16 protein-coding genes are annotated in these 17536 nt (G+C 72.3%); 3 read left to right on the plus strand and 13 right to left on the minus strand.

All coding sequences use genetic code 11. The annotated features are described in order from the left end of the window. Positions 1 to 4: 4 nt before the first annotated feature. The 9 genes from EIL87_RS12690 to EIL87_RS12730 form a co-directional block, all read right to left on the minus strand. Positions 5 to 1465: an MFS transporter gene (locus EIL87_RS12690; protein ID WP_125090551.1), complete on the minus strand. Its 1461-nt coding sequence runs from the start codon at positions 1463 to 1465 to the stop codon at positions 5 to 7. 225 nt (positions 1466 to 1690) lie between these two features. After that, the gene (locus EIL87_RS12695) at positions 1691 to 3211 is read right to left on the minus strand and encodes an arylsulfotransferase family protein (RefSeq protein WP_233576210.1); all 1521 of its coding nucleotides are present in this window, start codon (positions 3209 to 3211) and stop codon (positions 1691 to 1693) included. A gap of 28 nt (positions 3212 to 3239) precedes the next feature. Beyond that, entirely contained in the window at positions 3240 to 3896 is a 657-nt protein-coding gene (locus EIL87_RS12700) for a sulfotransferase family protein (RefSeq protein ID WP_125090553.1), read from the minus strand. 33 nt (positions 3897 to 3929) lie between these two features. Beyond that, complete coding sequence (locus tag EIL87_RS12705) at positions 3930 to 5198, minus strand: sulfate adenylyltransferase subunit 1 (protein ID WP_125090554.1); 1269 nt, start codon at positions 5196 to 5198, stop codon at positions 3930 to 3932. Next, positions 5198 to 6100, minus strand: coding sequence for a sulfate adenylyltransferase subunit CysD (gene cysD, locus EIL87_RS12710; protein WP_125090556.1), 903 nt, complete (start codon positions 6098 to 6100; stop codon positions 5198 to 5200). Before cysD ends, EIL87_RS12705 begins: the two co-directional genes overlap by 1 nt. Further along, on the minus strand, positions 6100 to 6855 hold the full coding sequence (locus EIL87_RS12715) for a 3'(2'),5'-bisphosphate nucleotidase CysQ (RefSeq protein WP_125090558.1): 756 nt from the start codon (positions 6853 to 6855) through the stop codon (positions 6100 to 6102). Before EIL87_RS12715 ends, cysD begins: the two co-directional genes overlap by 1 nt. Next, positions 6852 to 7733, minus strand: a complete 882-nt coding sequence (locus EIL87_RS12720) for a sulfite exporter TauE/SafE family protein (RefSeq protein ID WP_125090560.1) — start codon at positions 7731 to 7733, stop codon at positions 6852 to 6854. The genes EIL87_RS12715 and EIL87_RS12720 overlap by 4 nt, the downstream gene beginning before the upstream one ends. Next, entirely contained in the window at positions 7718 to 9220 is a 1503-nt protein-coding gene (cysC, locus tag EIL87_RS12725; RefSeq protein WP_233576211.1) for an adenylyl-sulfate kinase, read from the minus strand. Before cysC ends, EIL87_RS12720 begins: the two co-directional genes overlap by 16 nt. A gap of 670 nt (positions 9221 to 9890) precedes the next feature. Next, positions 9891 to 10832, minus strand: a complete 942-nt coding sequence (locus EIL87_RS12730) for a nitroreductase family protein (protein WP_125090561.1) — start codon at positions 10830 to 10832, stop codon at positions 9891 to 9893. Positions 10833 to 11094: 262 nt separating this feature from the next. On the opposite strand from EIL87_RS12730, the gene EIL87_RS12735 reads away from it, so the two are divergent. Beyond that, positions 11095 to 11967, plus strand: coding sequence for an alpha/beta fold hydrolase (locus EIL87_RS12735; protein WP_125090563.1), 873 nt, complete (start codon positions 11095 to 11097; stop codon positions 11965 to 11967). On the opposite strand, the gene EIL87_RS12740 is transcribed toward EIL87_RS12735, so the two are convergent. Next, positions 11918 to 13051 carry a methyltransferase gene (locus tag EIL87_RS12740; protein WP_125090565.1) on the minus strand — a complete coding sequence of 378 codons (1134 nt, stop codon included), beginning with the start codon at positions 13049 to 13051 and terminating at the stop codon, positions 11918 to 11920. The genes EIL87_RS12735 and EIL87_RS12740 overlap by 50 nt on opposite strands. A 206-nt stretch (positions 13052 to 13257) precedes the next feature. On the opposite strand from EIL87_RS12740, the gene EIL87_RS12745 reads away from it, so the two are divergent. Continuing rightward, on the plus strand, positions 13258 to 14598 hold the full coding sequence (locus EIL87_RS12745) for a sulfatase-like hydrolase/transferase (RefSeq protein ID WP_125090567.1): 1341 nt from the start codon (positions 13258 to 13260) through the stop codon (positions 14596 to 14598). Positions 14599 to 14616: 18 nt separating this feature from the next. Further along, positions 14617 to 15006, plus strand: a complete 390-nt coding sequence (locus EIL87_RS12750; protein ID WP_125090569.1) for a YchJ family protein — start codon at positions 14617 to 14619, stop codon at positions 15004 to 15006. A gap of 266 nt (positions 15007 to 15272) precedes the next feature. On the opposite strand, the gene EIL87_RS12755 is transcribed toward EIL87_RS12750, so the two are convergent. From EIL87_RS12755 to EIL87_RS12765, 3 genes are all read right to left on the minus strand, one after another. After that, positions 15273 to 15821: a GNAT family N-acetyltransferase gene (locus EIL87_RS12755; RefSeq protein WP_125090571.1), complete on the minus strand. Its 549-nt coding sequence runs from the start codon at positions 15819 to 15821 to the stop codon at positions 15273 to 15275. A gap of 35 nt (positions 15822 to 15856) precedes the next feature. Next, positions 15857 to 16327 carry a DUF4396 domain-containing protein gene (locus EIL87_RS12760; RefSeq protein WP_125090573.1) on the minus strand — a complete coding sequence of 157 codons (471 nt, stop codon included), beginning with the start codon at positions 16325 to 16327 and terminating at the stop codon, positions 15857 to 15859. Between the two features lie 404 nt (positions 16328 to 16731). Further along, entirely contained in the window at positions 16732 to 17505 is a 774-nt protein-coding gene (locus EIL87_RS12765) for an HpcH/HpaI aldolase family protein (protein WP_125090575.1), read from the minus strand. Positions 17506 to 17536: the final 31 nt, after the last annotated feature.

Here is a 17536-nt window from a genome sequence, read left to right on the forward strand (position 1 = left end):
CCTCTCAGCGGGCCCGCCACGGGCCACCGCGCGCCAACGACAGCACCAGACCGGCGAACGCGGCGAGGCCCATCGCGAGCGCGGCCACCGCGAAGCCCAGCCGCACGGCGGGATCGTCGGCGTTCGCCGCGTAGGACGCAACACCGGACGAGCCCAGCCAGCTGGTGAGGATCAGCAGCGCCACGGCGGTTCCGGCGGCCTGCGCGCTGTTGAACAGCATCGACCGGATACCGTTGGCCACCGCCCGCCGGTCCCGGCTCACCCCGGCCATGATGGAGCCCGTGTTCGGGGCGGTGAACAGGCCGGTGCCCGCGCCGATGAGCGCCAGGCACAAGGCCATGAGCACCAGCGGAGCCTGCGGAACGGCCAGCTGACCGGCCAGTCCGACGATGCCGACGACGACCAGCAGCGCACCGAGGCTGGACAGCGTTCGCGCGGACCAGCGCAGCGACAACCGGCCGCTCAGCGGCGCGGCGAGCATCATCAGCAGCGCCAGCGGCATCACGATGAACCCGGCTTCCAGGGCCGTGCGGTGCTCGACCATCTGCTGGTGCAGTCCGACCAGGACGACGACGCCCGCGCGGCAGAAGGAGTTGAAGAACGCGGCCCCGTAGGCCTGGCCGCGTCCGGGCCTGCGCACCAGCTGCAGGTCCAGCAGCGGTGCCGAGATCCGCCGCTCGACCAGCACGAACACCACCAGCAGCGCCACACCCAGCGCGATCGAGGCGAACACCCGGGGGTCGGCCGCGCCCCACGGACCGATGCGGTTGATGCCGAACAGCAGCACCGCCAGTCCCGAGCTCGACAGCGCCGCGCCCGCGACGTCGAAGCGCTCCCGTCGTCCGCGCTCCCGCGGGAGCTTCGGCAGCAAACGCGACCCGAGGACGACGGCCACGACCCCGATCGGCACGTTGACCAGGAACAGGGCGTGCCAGTCGGCGAAGGTCACCAGCAGCCCGCCCAGCGCGGGCCCGATCATCTGCGCGATCGACGCCGCGGTGATGTTGAGGCTCAGGCCGTGCACGAGGCGGTCGGGCGGGAAGACGTCGGTGAGGATCGCGGTGGTGTTCGTGACGGTGGTGGCCGCCGCGACGCCCTGCAGCACCCGCAGCACGATGAGCACCGACGCGTTGGGGGCGAACGCGCACAGCAGGCTGATGACGGTGAAGCAGGCGAGCCCGCCGAGGTAGATCTTCCGCCTGCCCAGCATGTCGGAGATGCGGCTGAACACCAGGATCGACGCGGTGTTGCTCAGCATGAACGCGACGAGGAACCAGTCGGCGGTCGCAGGCGGAACGTCGAAGGACCCCGACAGCGCGGGCAGCGCCAGGTTCAACGACGTGGCGTTGACCAGCACCAACATCAAACCGAGCGTGGTGACCCCGAGCGTCCGGCGGCACCGGCGACGGATCTCCCGCTCCTCGTCCTCGGCGCCCTCGGTTCCGAACAACACTCCCTTAGCCACTCAAAGCATCCTAACCTCCTGCAGACGCGCCCCTGGTCAGCGACCAGGGGCGGGAAGTCCCCACTGGAACTTCCCGCCCCTGGAGCGAGCTACACCTCCGGAGTCCCGAGCCCATCCCTTCCTCAGCTGGAACCGCCGTGCACGCTGCGAGAACCGGAGCAGCACGTCGTCGCGACGACCGCACGTGGGGGTCGGAGGTTCCACCTGGAACTTCCCGTCCGCAGGTCAGGAGACCCCCACCGCCGGGGACCTGCCGAGGACGGCGCCGGTGGTGTCGAGGGCCTCGACGGCGACGACGGGGTGGGTGCCGTCGACGTCCAGCCTGGTCTCGAAGCCCGTCTTGGGGGCGTCGGTGACCGGCGCCAGGTTCCCCTCGTCCGGGCCGGCGAAGACTCGCCAGGTGGCGACTTCGGTGGCGCCGTTCCAGCTGGCGTAGACGCTGGTCACACCGTCACCGGGCTTGCCGGCGACCGCCGGGGGCTCGGTGGGCTTGCCGACCCACTCGGCTCGGTGGGCGCGGTAGGAACCCATCTGCTCGGCGAAGCGGCCGTGGAACAGCACCTCGTCGTCCGGACCGAACTCGGTGAAGTACGGCTCGCCGCCCCAGCCCACGAACATGTGGCCGTGGGGCAGCACCTGGGCGTTGCCCTGGTTCGGAGCCAGCAGCCCCTCCGGGCTCTCCGCGCTGCGCAGCAGCGTGGCGGCCCCCGCGGCCTCGTCGACCTCGAGCGTCATCCCACGCGACTTGCCACGACCGGCCGCATCGGCGTTGTCGAACAGGCTGATCGTACCGTCCTCGTGCCTGCGGACGTCGTGCTGCCAGGCGAAAGCCGCGTCCTCGCCCATCTCGAAATCGCTCGTGCGCCCGCACAGCCGCCACGTCACCTCCCCGGTCGTGCGGTCGATGCGGTAGATGGCGTGCGTGCAGCGTGCCGAGATCAGCAGCGCGTCGCCGTCCTCGCAGATCGCGTTGAGGTGGATGTAGTCGTGGAACTCCTCCGGATCGGTGGGCACCGGGTAGAACGACTCGTCCAAGCCGATGTGCTGCAAGCTGTTCCACTCGAAGAGCAGCTCGCCCGAGGCGATGTCGATCTCCTGCACCACGCCCTCGAGGACCTTGGAGTTCGGCTGCCCGCCCACGGGCGTGGTGTCCACCCGCACCTCGCGGTAGGCCAGGACCAGGGCGGTGTCCTGCGGGGTGATGATGAACTCGTGCAGGTCACCGGTCAGGCCGTTGACCGGGGCGACCTCGGCGATCCGGGTGTAGGTCTCGTCGAGGACGACGAACGTGCCGTGGCCGAACCCCGGCGGCACGACGACCTTCCCCTCCCAGCAGGTCAGCACCGGTTTCCCCTGGTACTGCTGGACCTTCAGGTCGAAGTTCACCCCCTCGGCAGCCGGGCCGAACCAGACCGCTTGGCCGGTGTCGTCCATGAGCATCGCGCCCGGCTGGATCGGACCGCGCGGCGCCGCAGCGCTCGGGTCCATGGTGTGGGCACCGGTGGGGGTGAGCAGCACGTGCCCGCGTTCGGTGCCCGACGCGGGGGTGATGATCTCCATCAGCGGCGGGTGCAGGTCCGGGCGGCTGACCAGGTCGGCGCCCAGCGCGCCGACGCGGGGCGCCGCCTTCGCTGTGCCTGACGACGCTGCGCTCGACGACGCTGCGCCCGACAGCGCTGCGGGGACCAGGGGTGCTGCGGCGAGCATCCGCAGCACCGATCTGCGGCCTGGCTCAACGGGGGACATGGATCTCCTCGGAAGCGATGAGCGGCGGTCAGGACTCGAACGGGGAGGGGAACTTGCCCTCGCGTTGCGTCTGCTCGACGAGGTCCCGGATCGAGGCGGAGTCGTTGACGTGCGGGAACGCGTCCTCGGGCACCGGGACGTCGAGGAACTCGCACAGCCGGTCCCAGCCCTCACCGACCTGGTAGACCAGCAGCCGGTCGGCCGGGACGGCCTCCCGCACAGCGGCGTTGTGCGCTTCGAAGACCTTGATGGCGTGCTCGCGGTCCTCGAAGCGGCCGTCGAAGGTGCCGTTCCAGATCATCCGCTCCACGGTCGGGCGCAGCGTCCTGCTGAACTCGTCGTCGGCCGGGGGTTCCTTGACGAACTGGTAGATCGTGTTGAAAACGCTGTCGTACCAACGCTCCGGGTCGCGGACGGTGAGCAGCACCTTCGCGTCCGGGTAGAAGTCCGCGAGCTCGCGCCAGAACGTGCAGCCTGGCCAGTCCACGGTGGACTGGTAGCCGCCGAGCACGCTCTCCCAGTCCTCGACCTTCCCGTACACGGCCCGTTCCCAGTGCTGCGCGCGTTCGGGCTGCGCGATGACCTCGAACATGTGGTAGCACGGCGCGAAGCCGAGGTGCTCCAGCGCCGCCTTCATCGACGCGGTTCCTGTGCGGCCGAACCCGGCCCCGATGATCTCGATCATTGCCCACTCCTCGGTCGTGGCGTTCAGGGTTCTTCAACGCGCGTCGGAGATCAGGACCGCGCCGACGGTCGCGTGGCCGGCTTCGTCGATGAGCACGGCGCCTCCGGTGAACCGGTTGTCCGCGTAGGAGTCGCAAAACACCGGCTGCGCGAGCCGCAGGGTGACCTCGCCGATGTCGTTGAGCTGCAACGAATTCGCGGGGCTGCGTTCCAAGGTGGTGACGTCGAGGCGTTCGCCCACCTCGGTCACGACGGCCTTGACCACCCGGGTGGTGTGCTTGAGCAGCAGGCGAGCACCCCGGGTGAGCGGGGTCTTCGGCGACATCCAGCACACCGCGGCGGTCAGCTCCTCGGCCGCGACCGGAGGGTGCTCGGCCGCGCAGAGCAGGTCGCCGCGGCCGACGTCGATGTCCTCGGCCAGCCGCAGCGCCACCGACTGCGGGGCTCGGCCGCGCTCCAGCTCGCCGTCGGCGGTGTCGACCGCGACGACGCGGCTGCGCATCCCGGACGGCAGGTGCAGCACCTCGTCACCCGCGGCGACGGAGCCGCCGGCGATCTGGCCCGCGCAACCGCGGTAGTCCTGCTCCTGGGCGCGGAGCGCGAGCTGCACCGGCATGCGGAACCGGCCGGCCTCCTCGGCGACCTCCACGGTCTCCAGGTGCTCGAGCAGCGACGGGCCGTCGTACCAGGGCGTCGCCGCCGAGCGGTCCACGACGTTGTCGCCGCGCAGCGCGGCGATCGGGATCGCCGTGATCTCCTGCAGCTCCAGCTTCGCGGTGAACTCGGCGAAGTCCGCGGTGATGGTGCGGAACACGTCCTCGTCGAAGTCGACCAGGTCCATCTTGTTCACCGCGAGCACCACCTGCGGCACCCGCAGCAAGCCGGCGAGCACGGCGTGCCTGCGACTCTGCTCGGTCAGCCCGTTGCGGGCGTCGACCAGCACGATCGCCAGGTCGGCGGTGGAGGCGCCGGTGACCATGTTGCGGGTGTACTGGGCGTGACCCGGGGTGTCGGCGATGATGAAGGCTCGCCTGGCGGTTTCGAAGTAGCGGTGCGCCACGTCGATGGTGATGCCCTGCTCGCGCTCGGCGCGCAGCCCGTCGGTGAGCATCGCCAGGTCCAGCTCCTCGTCGCCGCGTTCCCTGCTGGCGACCTCCAGCTGTTCGAGCTGGTCGGCCAGCAGCGACTTCGAGTCGTGCAGCAGCCGTCCGATGAGGGTGGACTTGCCGTCGTCGACGGCACCGGCGGTGGCGAAGCGCAGCAGGCTGTCGGCCGGGGCGAAGGCGGGTTCGGTGGTGGTCATCAGAAGTAGCCCTCCCGCTTGCGGTCCTCCATCGCCGCCGCGCTGGTGCGGTCGTCGGCGCGTGTCTGGCCTCGTTCGGAGATGCGCGTCGCCGCGATCTCGGCGATCACCTCGGTCACGGTCGTCGCCCTGGACGGGACGGCACCCGTGCAGGTCATGTCGCCGACGGTGCGGAACCGCACCGACCGCTCGACCAGCTGCTCCTCGGGATCGCGCGGCAGGAACGGGTTGTCGGCCAGCAGCATCCCGTCGCGCTCGAAGACCTTGCGGTTGTGCGCGAAGTACAGCGAGGGCAGTTCGACGTGCTCGCGCTCGACGTAGGTCCACACGTCGCGCTCCGTCCAGTTCGACAGCGGGAAGGCGCGCACGTTCTCGCCGGGGTGGAGCAGGCCGTTGTAGAGGTTCCACAGCTCGGGCCGCTGGTTGCGCGGGTCCCACTGGCCGAAGCTGTCGCGGAAGGAGAGCATGCGCTCCTTGGCGCGGGCGCGTTCCTCGTCGCGGCGGGCACCGCCGAACAGCGCGTCGAAGCGGTGCACGGCGATGGCCTCCAGCAACGTGGCCGTCTGCAACCGGTTCCGGCTGACCGAGCCTTCGGGTTCGACGGTGCGCCCGGCGTCGATGGACTCCTGCACGGAGGCGACCACCAGCCGCACGCCGAGTGCCGCGGCGCGGCGGTCGCGGAAGTCCAGCACCTCCTCGAAGTTGTGACCGGTGTCGACGTGCAGCACCGGGAACGGGACCGGCGCCGGGGCGAAGGCCTTCTCGGCCAGCTTGAGCAGCACGGCGGAGTCCTTGCCGCCGGAGAACAGCAGCGCCGGCCGGTCGAGTTCGGCGACCACTTCGCGGATCAGGTGGACCGCCTCGGACTCCAGGACGTCCAGACGAGAAAGTCCAGCGGGCATCAGCGACTCCTCTCGGATCGGTCGGACAGGGCGGCGAGCAGGTCCACGGCCAGCTCCCGGCGGCACACCAGCAGGTCGGGAAGCCACGGGTCGGGGCGGGCGTAGACGAGTTCGGAGCCGTCGAGGCGGCTGGTGTGCAGTCCGGCGGCCTGGGCGATGCCGACCGGGGCGGCGCTGTCCCACTCGTACTGGCCGCCACCGTGCAGGTAGGCGTCGACCTCGCCGAGCACGACCGCGGTGATCTTCGCGCCCGCCGAGCCCATCGGGACCAGCTCGGCGCCGAGCTCCTCGGCGAGGGCGGTGACGAACTCCGGTGGCCTGCTGCGGCTCACCGCGATGCGCGGGCGCGCGATGCCCGCCGTGGGTTGCGTCGGCGGCGCGCCGGTGCCGAGCACGACGCCCTGGGCGGGCAGCGCCACCGCGGAGGCGGTGATCTCGTGGCGTTCGGCCAGCGCGACGTGCACGGCCCAGTCGGTGCGCCCGGGTTCGGTGAACTCGCGGGTGCCGTCGAGCGGGTCGACGATCCACACGCGTTCCCCTGCAACACGTTCCGGTCCGGCGACGCCGTGCTCGGAGAGCACCGGGTCGGCCGGGCGCTCCTGCGCGAGGGCTTCGACGAGCAGCCGGTGGGCCGCGGCATCACCCTCGTCACCGAGGACCTTGGCGTCCGAAGTGGACTTCGCACGCAGCTCGACCAGGCACTCCCCCGCTCGACGCGCCAGCCTCGCGGCCAGCTCGTGGTCGTCGACGCTCACCCCACTACCTCCCTGTGTTCACCCGCGACGGGCCCTCGCCGCGACGACATCGCGTGGCGCAGCGGCGGAACCACGGCGCCGAGCAGGACGACCAGCAACCCGGCCGACACCCCGGCCACGACCTCGGCGCCGAGCATCATCAGCCCGGTGGTCACGAGCATCCCGCCGAGCAGCAGCCGGACCGGGCGGTCCGGGACCTTCGACGAGACCAACGCTCCCACCAGCACACCCGGGACCGAGCCCGACAACAACGACCCGACGAGTCCGATGTGGACGTCACCGGCGAAGGCGTGGCCGAGGGCTGAGACCAGCACCAGCGGTACCGCCTGGACGAGGTCGGTGCCGACCAACCGGGCCGAGCTCAGCCCTCGGTTGAGCAGCAGCAGTACCACGATGATCAGCGATCCGGAACCCACCGAAGTCGTACCCACCACCAGCCCGGCGACGGCACCGAGCAGCACGGTCGGCACCGGCCGCACCCGCGTTCCGTCCGATGTGGAGGGTCGAGGGTGGAGCAGCAGGCGGGCGAACAGGGTAGCGGCGGCCAGCAGCACCGCGCAGCCCACGGCGATCTTGAGCGCCGCCCCGGCCCGCTCGCCCAGCGAGCCGGCCAGCAGCGACCCCGCCGCCGCGCAGGGCAGCGAGCCCAGGCACAACCAGCCGACGAGATCGGGCTGCACGGTGCGGCGACGCAGGTGGACCGCTGCACCCAGGGGCTTCATCACGGCGGCGGCGACGAGGTCCGAGGACACCGCGGCCAACGGCGGCACGCCGAAGACCAGCGTCAGCAGGGGCATCGTCAGCGCCCCACCGCCCATGCCCGTCACGCCCACCATCAGGCCGGTGAGCAGCCCGGTCGCCGCTACGCCGAGGTCCACGACCGCACCCAGCCCCGCTCGCGCAGCAACGCCACGACGCGGTCCACCGCCTCGTCCTGGGACAGCTCGGCGGTGTCCAGGACGAGGTCCGCGTCCTCGGGGACCTCGTAGGGAGCGGAGACGCCGGTGAACTCGGGCAGCGCTCCCGACCTGGCTCTTCGGTAGAGGCCCTTGCGGTCGCGGCGCTCGCACTCGCGCAGCGGCGTGGCCACGTGGACCAGCACGAACCCGCCCGCCTCGCGCACCATGCGGCGCACCGCGTCCCGATCGGCGTGGTACGGGGCGATGGGCGCGCAGACCGACACGCCCCCGGCCCGGGTGACCTCGGCGGCGACGTAGCCGATGCGGCGGACGTTGCGACTGCGGTCCTCGGCGGAGAAGCCCAGGCCCGCGCACAGGTTCCGGCGGACCACGTCGCCGTCGAGCAGCGTCACCGCGCGGTGGTCGTGGCGGCTGAGCTCCTCGCGCAGCGCCCTGGCCAGCGTGGACTTGCCCGCTCCGGACAGGCCGGTGAAGAAGACGGTGAACCCTTGGGCGGCGAGCGGCGGGTGGAGCCGGCGCTGCTGCTCGGCGATGGCCGGGGTGGTGAACCAGGCGGGAAGTTCCTCGCCCTTGTCGAGCAGTTCGCGCAACCGCTCGTCGCTGAGGCCCGGACGGGTCTCGTCCGGGGCGACCGCGGCCGCGGGACGCCAGCGGTCGGCGTGGTCGCGGACGACCTCAGGGGGTTCGAGCACCGGGATCGGTGCCTGCTCCACGGGTGTGTCCGCGACCAGGTGGGTGGCGCCGTAGGCGGCGGCCACGTGCGCGACGAGCAGGGCGTCGCGCTTCGGGTCGGTCCGGGGCACCAGCGGGACCGGGACGGTGGTGGTGCCCTCGGGCAGCTCGGGGCGTGCGACCAGCACCGACTGGACCAGCACTTCCGGGCGCGGGCCGGTCATCCGCGGCAGGAGCAGCACGTGCGCGTCGAGCTCGGCGGCCAGCTGGCGGACCTGGGCGAGTTCACGGTGGTGCAGCGGCGATGCGGGCAGCACGCCGAGCACCGGACCGGCCGGCAACCGGGATCGCACCTCGCGCGCCGTCGGGCGCAGGCGGCGCAGCACACCGGTCGTCCCCCCGGTCGCCACGACCGGACCCGCGACGTGCCACCCGGTCTCGTCCGCCCAGGGGGATTCGTTGCGGACGACCGCGACCGGGGCGCCTTCGGCGTCGTGGAGCTCGACCTCCTCGGCCGCGGCGACCTCCTCGGGGACCGCGAGCGTCACCGGATCCGGCCACGGCTCGCCGGAGAGGAGGCAGTGGCGGGTGCGCACCGACTCGACCTCGTCCGCGCCGAGGAAACCGCGCAGCGGTGACAAGGCACCGTCCAGCAGCAGTTCCACATCGGACAGTTCGGCGGGACCGGGAACCCAGGTCGCGCGCCTCAGCGGCTCGGTGGAGGCGGCTGCGTTCCCGTCCGGACGGTCGGAATCGGTTCCGTTCGCACTCACGCAGGCACCTCAGCCCTCAGCTCGGGGGACGAACCGGTCCATCCCGCGGGACGTCGTGATCCACACGGTGGCCGACCGGTCGTGGGCTGAGGAAGAAGGTGACGATTACTCGCCAGTTCCGGTTTTTCCCAACAGCAGCACCAGATCCAGGATCGACGCAGATCGGCGGACGGGCAGGTCACCGTCACCGCGCGACCGCTCGCACCCCTCGCCGCCACAGCGCGCACAGCCTCTGGCACGGCACGACGGGTGCCCGCGATGACCTCCGTTCACCGAGGGCAACATCCCAGGAACACGGCATCAGCGTTCCCACTTCTCCGCCCACGCTGGGAAGAGGTGCAACGCGCGCACGGGAGGCGCGACAGCGCTCGTCCGGCCCCGCGCCCGGACCTCGAGCACGAGGCGACGCGCGCAACAGCGGAATGGCCAACGATCGCCCCTCCGCGACACCGCGGAGCACGCGGCCGGCGATCGGGTTCCTGACACCCCCGTGATCAGGAACCCGATCGCCGCCGCACCCCGCGCCCGGACACCCCGAAACGCCGGACGCGGGACACCGCTGCGACCACTCCCCCGAACGACTGCGACCACCAGGAGCCCCGACAACCCCGGTGATCAGCAGCCGGGTCGCAGCGGCAGGGGCGGGAACCCGCCCCCCGCACAGGAGTCCTCAGCTCTCGGCCGGGTAGCCGAAGCGCATGATGACCTGGGGGATCAACGACGTGCCCAGGCGCTCGGCCAGACCGGTGCGCACCTCGGGCAGGTGCAGCGGCTGGGTCATCATCGACACCGACAGCCCGGCGCGGGTGGCTTCCAGCCAGGCGCGCTCGACGGCCTGGCCGGCACGCACGTGATCGGCCGGCCGGTCCCCGCGCGTTCCCACCAGCAGCACCGATTCGTCGCGCAGGAGCTGCGCGAGGTGGTGCTCGTCCGGCAGGTGCGTGGTCAGCGCGGTCAACCCGACCGCGGCCAGCCCGCGCAGGTCACCGGACTCGCGCTGCAGCCGCCGGCCGTCCGGCTTGACGTGGGCGGCCAGCTCGCGGGTGTAGTCCGGGTCGGCGTGGAACGCGCTCGCCGCACGGCCCAACATCCGCGCCACCTCGACCGCTTCGACGTCGGAACCGACCCACCGCGAGCCGCAGCGCACCCCCGTGGCGGCGTCGGTGATCTTCTCGCGCAGCAGCTCGCTCACGGGCCTGCGGGAGAACGGCGCTCGGTGGCTGCGGCGTTGCGCGACCGCCCAGGCCCAGGCCAGCTCGCGCGGGCTCGGCTCGGCCGCTCCCCGGGCGTTGACGGCTGCCGAGACCAGCCCGCTGCTGTCCCCGACCTCCACCTGCGCGCCCCAGCCCAGGCTCCGCACCGCCAGCACCAGGTTCATCAGCGCCGCGCCGCAGGAGATCCGACGGTCGCGGCCCTCGGGATCGTGGTTCATCCACGGTTCCGGGTTCTCGCGCAACACGGCTGTGCGCCGGTGCAGCGTCAAGGTCCAGGGACGGCTGTTGTGGATCGACGGTGCGCGGGAGACGGCCTCCCGGAGCTCCGCGATCTCCGCGGGCGACCAACCCGTCTCCCGCACCTGGACGTCCTCCTGGACCACCTGCGCGACAGCCATCCGATCACCTTTCCGTCCGGATCCGCCCTGATCTGGGCGATCGAGATCCCGGGCGCACCGCGCCCCCGACCGACACCGAGACTCCACGACCCGGCGCGGTCCTCACAGGGGAGAAAGTCCCGAGCACCGGGTGTCACCGCGCCCGGTACCGCGCGGCAGAAAGCTTCAGGACTCCCGCCTGGATCCGCACGGCGCTGAGCCGGATCGATCAACCGCCGCAGCCGCTGTCCTCGCGCGCCTGCGGCGGCTAGCGTCGCGGGGCATGCGCGAGTACACCGTCTCCCTGCCCACGCACGAGGCCGGAGTGGTCGAGTGGGGGCCGCGGGACGGCGAGCTCGTGCTGGCGCTGCACGGGTTCCCGGACACCGCGTGGACCTGGCGCTCGGTCGCTCCGCTGCTGGCCGAAGCCGGCTACCGGGTGGCAGCGCCGTTCCTGCGCGGCTACGCGCCCTCGGAGGTCCCGGTCGGCGGTGACTACTCGGTGAGCGCCCTGGCCGCCGATGCGATCGCGCTGCACCACCGGCTCGGTGGTGACGCTTCCACGGCGCTCATCGGGCACGACTGGGGCGCGATCACCGCCTCGGCGCTCGCCGGTGACCCCGCCTCGCCCTTCGATCGGGTCGCGCTGCTGGCCGTTCCGCCGCTGGCCTGGATGACACCCACGGCGGCGACGTGGCGCAGCTGGCTGCCGGCCGTGGTCCGGCAGCCGCGGCACTCCTGGTACATCGCCTACAACCAGGTACCCGGGCTGGCGGAGCGGAACTTCGACCGGCTGGTCCGGCGCCTGTGGCGGGACTGGTCACCGGGCTACGACGCCACCGACGACCTCGCTCACCTGGCGCGTGCGGTTCCCGACCGGGCGCACGCCGAGGCCGTCGTCTCCTACTACCGCGCGCTGGCCTCGCGGGGCAGCCGGACCGCACTCGCCGCACCGCGGACTCCGCTGCTGCACCTGCACGGAGGTCGAGACGGCGCGCTGGACCCGGGCTTCTTCCCCGTCGCGGCGTCCCGGGTCAGCGAGCCCTCGCGCGCGGCCTTGCTGCCGGATGCCGGGCACTTCCTGCACCTGGAGGACCCCGTCGCGGTCAGCGGCCACCTGCTGGACTTCCTGCGGTCAGCCGCCACAGCGAGGTGACCTCCTCCCGCCGCGCCGAGTGCAGCGGGTCGGTCGGGTCCGACGCGCGCGGGTGGCGCGGAGCGGTGTCGTAGCGGGCCTCCACCCGCAGCCCGGCATCGGCGATGCGGTCGAGCAGCTCGGCGCGGGTCCGCAGGCCCAGCCGTTCGGCGAGGTCGGAGAGCACCAGCCAGCCCTCACCACCCGGCTCGAGGTGCTCGGCGAGACCGCCGAGGAACCGGTGCAGCACGTCTGAACCCTCGTCGTACACGCCGAGTTCCAACGCCGAGGTGGGACGCGCCGGGATCCACGGCGGGTTGCACACCACCAGGTCCGCGCGCCCGGCGGGCCACAGGTCCGCGTGCTCCACGACCACCCGGTCGGCGAGCCCGAGGCGGTCGACGTTCGCCCGCGCGCAGGCCACCGCGCGCGGGTTGATGTCGGTGGCGACGACCCGAGCACCGCGCCGGGCCAGCACCGCCGCCAGCACGCCGGTTCCGGTGCCGAGGTCGAACGCGACCGGGCGTTCCACCGGCACCGGGGCCGCGGCGACGAGGTCCACGTACTCGCCTCGAACCGGCGAGAACACGCCGTGGTCCGGGTGGATGCGGGCGCCGAGCGCCGGGACGTCCACGCCCGTGAGGTGCCACTGGTGCGCGCTGATCACGCCGAGCAGTTCCCGCAGCGGCACGCAGGTGACCTCACCCGTCGGCAGGCCGTAGGCGTGCGCGCACGCCTCTCGCACGTCCGGAGCGCCGCGCAGCGCCAGCGAGTGGTCCGCTTCGAGCACCACGAGCACCGCGCCGAGCACTTCCGCCCGCCGCGCCCGCGCGGCGCGCTCGGCGTGGAAGAGCTCGGCCGCATCGCCCTCCGGGGCGGGCCGGAGGCGCTGCAGCCGCCGGTCCAGGTCCTGCAGAGAGCGGCGGGCGCCGGAGAAGCTCCCGCGCCACAGCATCGCCACTCCGGACTCCGCGGTGCGGTGGGCGGCTTTCGCGGTGGTGCGGTCGTCGACGACCACGACGGTCCCCGGTGCTGGTGCGGAGTGCTCGCACCGCCAGCGGGCGGTGGTCGTCGTTCCGTTCTCGGACCAGCTGGTGGTGGTCATGTCCGGCTCCTGCGGGTGCCTCGGGTCGGGCAGCGCTCCGCGGAGTGCGTCCGGATGTCCTGTTCTGCACTCCATCTTCGCACAGCCCCCGCGACGTTGGGCCAGACGATCGACTTCCCTGCGCCGTCCGTGTGGCAGCACGACGGGAACACCCGAGCGCCAGGAAGAATCGGAGATCTCGCGCGACCGCGTCAAGGAGTGCTGACATGTCCGGTGCGCTCTCGGGATCACGCCCCCACATCGTGCTCATCGTCCTCGACGACCTCGGCCTCGGGGACCTGAGCTGGTACGGGTCGCAGACCCGCACGCCGCGCATCGACGAGATCGGTCGGGACGGCATGACGTTCCGGCAGGCGTACGCCGGAGCGCCGATCTGCACACCGTCCCGCGCGGCGCTCCTCACCGGGCGCTACGCGCAACGCGTGGGACTGCCGGTGGTGCTGTGGCCGGAGGAGCCGCGCGGGCTGCCCGAGTTCGAGCGCACCGTCGCCGAAGCGCTGCGGTCGGTCGGCTACCGCACCGGCATCTTCGGCAAGTGGCACCTCGGTGACCCGATGCTCACCGGCAACCCCTGGGACGCCCAGCCCCGGTTCCTGCCGTCCGCGCACGGTTTCGACCACTTCTGCGGCATCCCCTACAGCAACGACCAGGGCTGGGGCCAGGAACAGCGGCTCCCGCTGTACCGGGGCGATGCCGTGGCGGTGGCGAACGTGAACACCGAGCGCGGCCAGGAGCGCCTGGCGGCCGAGCACACCGACGCCGCGATCGCGTTCATCCGCCAGAGCGCCGCGCTGCGCCGGCCCTTCTTCGCGTACCTCCCGCACAGCGCCGTGCACCAACCGTTCCACGTGCCCGAGGAGACCGGGGGTGTGGACGGCAGCTACCCCGACCTCGTCCGCGAGGTCGACCGGCAGGTGGGCCGGGTGCTCGACGAGTTGCGCGCGCTGCGGTTGGCCGAGTCGACGCTGGTGGTCCTCACCAGCGACAACGGGCCGTGGTTCGCGGGCAGCACCGGGGGGCTGCGGGGTCGCAAGACCGACCCGTTCGAGGGCGGCGTCCGGGTGCCGTTCCTGGTCCGCTGGCCGGGCCGAGTTCCGGTGGCCGAGAACCGCTACCCGATCTCGTTCGTCGACGTGCTGCCCACGTTGGTCGACCTGGCCGGTGCCGCGCCTCCGCCTCCGGACCGCCCGGTCGACGGCATCAGCATCGTGCCCGCGCTCGCCGGTGAGCCGATGCCGCGCGGGCGCACGCTGTACTTCTACGGCGACTTCGAGGAGGGGCCCACCGGCGAGGTCGATCCCGCGTGGGTGTGGAACGTCGCCGCGCTGCGCCAGGACCGGTGGAAGCTGCTCTGGCCTGCGACGGTGTGGCCGGACCTGGGCCGCGAAGCGCTGTTCGACCTCGAGGACGATCCCGGCGAGACCACCGACGTCAGCGCAGCACACCCGCTGATCCGCGACGCCCTGGCCGAGCGGGCGCGCATCTTCAACGACGACGTCCGGCGCCACCGGGCCGAGGCGGTCGCCCGCACTCGGCGCGGCCGGTGACGCGGATGCGAAGATGCCCTGGTGAGCGCGAAGGACCTGTGCCCCTGCGGACTCGGCGAGCCCTACGACGCCTGCTGCGGACCGCTGCACGCCGGTGAGCGCCAGGCGGCCACGGCCGAGCAGCTGATGCGCTCGCGCTACGCCGCGTTCGCCGTCGGCGACACCGACCACCTGCTCCGCACCTGGCACCCCACGACGCGTCCGGCCGAGCTCGACCTCGACCCCTCCCAGCGCTGGCTGCACCTGGAGGTCCTCGACCGCACCGGAGGCGGCCCCTTCGACACCGAAGGCACGGTCGACTTCCGTGCCCGCTTCCGCCACGACGGCCGCACGCGCACCCTCGCCGAGCACAGCCGCTTCACCCGCGAGAACGGGCAGTGGCTCTACGTCGACGGCGACCTCGGCTGAAGCCCTGCGAAGAGCCACTCCACGCGGTGCGGGCAGCACGACCACAACGGCTCCGTGCCCAGCCCCGGGAACGGGTTGCCACCCTGCGTCCCGGCGAACTCGCCACGACGCCACTCATCAGGACCTGCCGGGCGCCGGCTGGACACCGGGTTCGACGTTCTCGCGAGGTGCGAGGCGGAACTCCGGGCCTCGCACTTCGCGAGAAGTGCGCAGGCACCCGCGCGGCGCGGGGACGGAGACGGCACCGCGGCATCCCTGCACAACGGTCACTTGGCGGGCTTGGGCTTGAAGTCTCCTGGGGCGAAGGTGAAGACGGTGTAGGTGCGGTCGTCGAGGGTGAACGTGGTGTGCTTCTTCACACCCAGCGCGCGGTGCACCTTCAGGGCGCGCTGGTTGGTGTTCTCGACGTACAGCGCGGCGCTGGGGTAACGCTCGCCGAGCATGAGCGCCATGCCCGAGAGCAGCATCCGGACCACGCCCTTGCCGCGGTACTTCGGGGCGACCACGACGGGACCCCAGTGCAGGACCGGGCCGTCGAGGCTCTTGGTCAGCTCCTCAGTGCGCTGCGCGGGTCCCGGCCTCGCAGCTCCCTCGGAGGTCAGCACGACCCCGGCGAGCTTGTTCTTGTCCTCGGCCAGGAAGATGCCCGGGCCACCGCTGCAGGCCTCCAGCGCCTCCTCGTCCCACTCGCCCGGGAGGAAGCCCTGCTCGGCGCGCTTGCCCTCGGGCACGGCGTCCTCCTGGGCGGAGCGGAGCAGGTCGAGGATCGCGGGCCGGTCCTCGGCGGTGGCGAGACGTACGGACATCGGCGGCATGCCCGCGAGCCTATCGGGCGCTCTCACCAGGGGTTTCAGTGGTACTGGTGGACGACCGCGTGGCCCTTGCCGCGGCGGATGAGGGCCCGGTTGACCGGCACCGTGAGGACGAAGGCGACGGCCAGCGCGACCGCCAGCGACGCCCAGAACAGCCAGCTCGTCAGGCCCGCCTCCATGGCGCCGGGGATGAGCACCATGAGGAGGTTGTCGACGATCTCCATGACCGTGATCGACAGCGTGTCGGCGGCGAACGCGACGCCGATGGCAGCGCCGAGGCCGACGCCCGCGCGCAGCACCGGCAGGATCGTGAGGCTGTAGCCGAAGAGGAAGGCCAAGGCGATCGCCAGCACGATCGTGGCCAGGTTCCCCCATCCCAGCGCGGTGCCGATGACCATGCCGAGGACTTCGCCGATCGCACATCCGGTCAAGCAGTGCGCGGTCGCGCTGATGGCCGAGCGGGTCAGCGCGCGCCCGTCCTGCTGCTCGACGCCGGTGTGGTGGTCCATGACGTCCTCCCTCCCACTGCCGCGAACATACCCCAAGGGGGTATCTGCGGTCAACCGCGGGAGAGCGCTGACCTGCGGTGGCAGTGGTGGAAAAACCCGTTGCCCGCTCCGCGGGACGGGACGTAGCCTGCGGGTACACAGGAAAGGAGGTGGTCCAACGGTGAATACCAACAGGACTTGTGAGGTGGCTGTCCGCTAGGACCGCCCCCGGCTGTACAAGTCGGCCCGTCGCGCGCCCATCTGGTTCGATGACCGCGCGGGGAAGCGGCCGGCGAATACCAGGCAGCTACCCGGCCCCGGAGCCCCGAACTGCGTCCGGTTCGGCCTCCTCGTCCACCGAGGAGGAAGCGGCTCCGGGGCTGCTGCGTGTCCGGGGCCGCCGGGCCCCGGACACGTGTCCTGCATCAGCGGCTGAGTTCGCTCGTCGCCGCCGTGAGATGACCTGCCGCGGCGGCCTCCAGGTGGAGCAGGTCGCACGAGACGCTGGCGAAGGTGTAGCCCTGCGCCAGGCGCGGCACGGCGCCCTCCCCGTCCGAGACGTGGAAGCCGGCCGCGATGCCCGCCTCCGCGGCCGCCTGCTGGATCGTGGCGACGGCGGCTTCGAACTCCTCGGCCACCTCCGGGTCCCCCGGGTAGGCGCCGCCGACGGCCAGGCACAGGTCGGCGGGGCCGACGTAGACGCCGTCGAGCCCGTCGGTCGCGCAGATCTCGCGGACGTTGGCCAGGCCCTCCGGGGTCTCGATCATCGCGATGACCACCGTCGACTCGTCGGCCTCGGCCGGTCGCGGGCCCACCCGCAGGCTCGACCGCATCGGCCCGTAGGAGCGGCGTCCACGCGGCGGGTAACGGGTCGCCTCGACGGCCGCCGCAGCGTCCTCACCGGTGTTCACCAGCGGGACGATGATGCCCGCCGCTCCCGCGTCGAGGGCGTGGCCGATCTCGCTCGGCTCGTTGACCCCGACCCGGACGAGGCCTTCCGCCGCGCCGGCGGCGTCGATGGCCAGCATCGCGTTGAGCATGCCGGAGTACCCGATGAGACCGTGCTGGACGTCCACGACGAGGTAGTCGTAGCCGACGCGCGCGATCCTCTCGGTGGCCGCCGGGGCGTCCAACGCGATCCAGTACCCGACGAGCTTGTCCCGAGCGCGCAGCTTGCGCGCGAATTCGGCTGCCGACACAGATTCCTCCCGGCCGTGGTGATCAGAGGCG

The sequence above is a fragment of the Saccharopolyspora rhizosphaerae genome, assembly GCF_003931915.1.
Taxonomy (GTDB): domain Bacteria; phylum Actinomycetota; class Actinomycetes; order Mycobacteriales; family Pseudonocardiaceae; genus Saccharopolyspora; species Saccharopolyspora rhizosphaerae.

Coding starts and splice junctions, on each gene's coding strand:
- EIL87_RS12740 (WP_125090565.1), bottom strand. CDS start 13,051: ATGACCACCACCAGCTGGTCCGAGAACGGAACGACGACCACCGCCCGC.
- EIL87_RS12760 (WP_125090573.1), bottom strand. CDS start 16,327: ATGGACCACCACACCGGCGTCGAGCAGCAGGACGGGCGCGCGCTGACC.
- EIL87_RS12695 (WP_233576210.1), bottom strand. CDS start 3,211: ATGTCCCCCGTTGAGCCAGGCCGCAGATCGGTGCTGCGGATGCTCGCC.
- EIL87_RS12735 (WP_125090563.1), top strand. CDS start 11,095: ATGCGCGAGTACACCGTCTCCCTGCCCACGCACGAGGCCGGAGTGGTC.
- cysD (WP_125090556.1), bottom strand. CDS start 6,100: ATGCCCGCTGGACTTTCTCGTCTGGACGTCCTGGAGTCCGAGGCGGTC.
- EIL87_RS12755 (WP_125090571.1), bottom strand. CDS start 15,821: ATGCCGCCGATGTCCGTACGTCTCGCCACCGCCGAGGACCGGCCCGCG.
- EIL87_RS12730 (WP_125090561.1), bottom strand. CDS start 10,832: ATGGCTGTCGCGCAGGTGGTCCAGGAGGACGTCCAGGTGCGGGAGACG.
- EIL87_RS12745 (WP_125090567.1), top strand. CDS start 13,258: ATGTCCGGTGCGCTCTCGGGATCACGCCCCCACATCGTGCTCATCGTC.
- EIL87_RS12705 (WP_125090554.1), bottom strand. CDS start 5,198: ATGACCACCACCGAACCCGCCTTCGCCCCGGCCGACAGCCTGCTGCGC.
- EIL87_RS12700 (WP_125090553.1), bottom strand. CDS start 3,896: ATGATCGAGATCATCGGGGCCGGGTTCGGCCGCACAGGAACCGCGTCG.